3 protein-coding genes are annotated in these 2598 nt (G+C 35.7%); 1 reads left to right on the forward strand and 2 read right to left on the reverse strand.

Features of this window, described 5'->3' with window-relative positions; genetic code table 11:
* Positions 1-53: 53 nt before the first annotated feature.
* Positions 54-866 (reverse strand): hypothetical protein, encoded by an 813-nt coding sequence (locus tag EA412_11235; GenBank protein TVR77396.1) that lies wholly within the window; start codon positions 864-866, stop codon positions 54-56.
* The gene (locus EA412_11240) at positions 860-1873 is read right to left on the reverse strand and encodes a hypothetical protein (GenBank protein TVR77397.1); all 1014 of its coding nucleotides are present in this window, start codon (positions 1871-1873) and stop codon (positions 860-862) included. Before EA412_11240 ends, EA412_11235 begins: the two co-directional genes overlap by 7 nt.
* Here EA412_11240 and EA412_11245 point away from each other — a divergent pair.
* Complete coding sequence (locus EA412_11245) at positions 1872-2297, forward strand: hypothetical protein (GenBank protein ID TVR77398.1); 426 nt, start codon at positions 1872-1874, stop codon at positions 2295-2297. The genes EA412_11240 and EA412_11245 overlap by 2 nt on opposite strands.
* Positions 2298-2598 lie beyond the last annotated feature (301 nt).

The raw sequence follows: 2598 nt of genomic DNA on the forward strand, positions 1-2598 counted from the left end.
GTGAATGTGAGAGGCCCTCCCCGTCAGTTTATCTGGCGGGGCGGCCTACTCAATTATGAGCTTTTTATATTGTCATTCCTTTTTTTAAAGCTTATTGAAAATAGAAGTCCTAAATAATTACCAGAAAGGTTATAATATCCTCTGGTATCAGGAGAAGTAAAAAGATTTGCAAACTGATACTCCCCTGAAAATGTGTTCTGGAAGTTCATTACATATATTATGTTTGTTTTTAGCATAAATTTATCCAAAGAATATGAAAACGCAGGGCCAATTAAAAAACTTCCCTGAAATGAGTTCTTTGGGCTTTCCAGCTTCAATCCAAAAATTTCTCGATAATCAGATAACTCCTCACTGGAAATTGCATAAACATATTCTGATGTACCGTGCGGGAAATACATTGCTTTAAAGCCAATCAAAAGAGACGTAAAAGCATTTCTACTTGTCTGAAGATTTAACCGTAAAATCAATGGGAAGGAAAAAGTGTACAAAGCATATGATTTGTATTTGTCAACTAAGTCCCCAGGGTAATTCTCATAGAGGTCATAATTTAGAATCGTATAAGAAATAGAGTAAATGGGTTCTTTGGCAACAATCAATCCGGTTTGAAATGACCATTTTTTATCAGGATAAAAATCATAAAGAATACCAGCATTAAATCCCAACATGGGTTTGTTTTTAAAACTAAGTTCACCATATTGCGGAGTAAGCTCTGCCTTATTGTGTATTACAGGTCCGGCAACAAAACTCCATTTGGAATACTTGGAAAGTTCGTGATATACTATTTGTTCTTGAGAAAAAGCTGTTTTCACAAAAGCATTGCTGAGCAGTAGGCTTAGCAATGCAATTTTTAATGATAGTCTTACCATGACAAAACTCTTGTAGGGGAATTACCTGCATAATTAAAATAGCCATAAACTGATTCTCCGTTCTTAGCACGATATTGAGGGAAAGCGTCCCATGATGTATTTCCTTTTTTTATGCTTTTTTTCTTTTTGTATCTCCATCCAGACCACATCGTGACAGATGGCATGCAATATTTATCTCTAAAATAACTTTGATTCGCAACACCAAGGTTCATTCTGTATTTCTTCCATTTGCTTCCACTTTTTCTGTATGAAGTAATTCTGGCTTTGGATACGCCTTTCCAAGGATAACTATGGAAATGAACGTGTTTAATTACTTTCCGACTCCCTGAGACATATTCATGCGGATAATCCTTCCCTTTCCATCTTGCACAATCATCTCCACTTTTTAAATCACCGTCAAAATCAATGTTTGTAGTTACGGTGGGCTCAAGGTAAGCAGTTAAATCACCTTCTTTTATACGAATAAGTGTAGACACATCAACATTATCGATTTTAACAAATCCGTCTTTTGTCAATATTAAGAAAAAGTCTCCTATTTTCACTTCGCCATCGGCATTGAGTAGGGTCATTTCAGCCATGTCAAAGGGATATATCCTTGAGGGGTCTGTGTTACGTTCAAGAACATCATTATCAAGCCATTCACTCTCTGCCTGTTCAAAAGCTTGCCTCATTGAAGAAGGAATATTGTATGCATTTTCAAAATCAATCAGAGGTTGATAATCAACAAATCCAATTTCTTCTTCCTTTGCATTCAAAGCATCATCATCCAAACTCCGCCAAGCAGTTAAAAAATCATCTTCATGTTCTTCAACCAAGTCTTCAAGTGCAGCAATAGTGTTTTCAAAATGTTCAATGCTTGAAAATTCAAGCATAGTAATGCCTGTTGACTTAGTTCCATCGGAAAAGTTAACCAATCTGATGTCATTAAAAACATCGGTCGTCTCAATCAACTGTTGCTCATTTATTTGGTCTTTAGAGCAAGCTGCCAATATCAAACCGGCAAACATGATAATTAAAATTAATTGTTTCATAACAGTTATTGAATTAATTGCGCCCTACTTTGTTTTCAGGAGTGTTCGGGTAAACTTTTTCTCCCGTCATAAGCATTTAATTTTTAGACTGGTTTCGGTGCTTTCGCTTGTTTTAACCATAAAGTGGTTGTCTTTTACCGGCATTTGTCTTTTAGTTAAATTGCTCATAACAATTAAATACCCCCAATGTCAAATTCAATTCCTTAAGTCCATTATGTTTATTTCTTTTTTAACAACAAATACCGCTGCCAAAAACCTCAACATGCTTCTCTTTAACAAAAACCAGATTATTCTTCCCATCCCATATCCCCTTTTAACATTATTATTCTTTAAAAAATGCCATGGCAAATATAAAGAATATTTTGTAAGGTTGGGGGTTAAAGTGAAAAGTTTAGAATGAAGAATGAGGAATGAAGATTGAAAAATGAGTCCACTCTGAAAAGTTTATTGTTCACAAACCGAAGCGAAGCTGAGCTCGAAAAAGGTTAGCCTTCAAACTTATGTGCTTGCCCGCATACCGGAATATAACAACAATTACAGCCTGGACCTGGCAGATCTGCTTCCACATAATTGGAAAGTATCCAAAAATGTCCAGGAAAACCCAACCCCCCTCCAGAAATAATCAGAATTTTTCAGAGTAACTTATCCGTATCTGGATTTTTTCAACAGAATCCAAATACATCCAGGAAAACCTGGATTGA

This window comes from Chitinophagaceae bacterium (assembly GCA_007695095.1).
Classification (GTDB): domain Bacteria; phylum Bacteroidota; class Bacteroidia; order Chitinophagales; family REEL01; genus REEL01.

Coding starts and splice junctions, on each gene's coding strand:
- EA412_11240 (TVR77397.1), bottom strand. CDS start 1,873: ATGTTTGCCGGTTTGATATTGGCAGCTTGCTCTAAAGACCAAATAAAT.
- EA412_11235 (TVR77396.1), bottom strand. CDS start 866: ATGGTAAGACTATCATTAAAAATTGCATTGCTAAGCCTACTGCTCAGC.
- EA412_11245 (TVR77398.1), top strand. CDS start 1,872: ATGATAATTAAAATTAATTGTTTCATAACAGTTATTGAATTAATTGCG.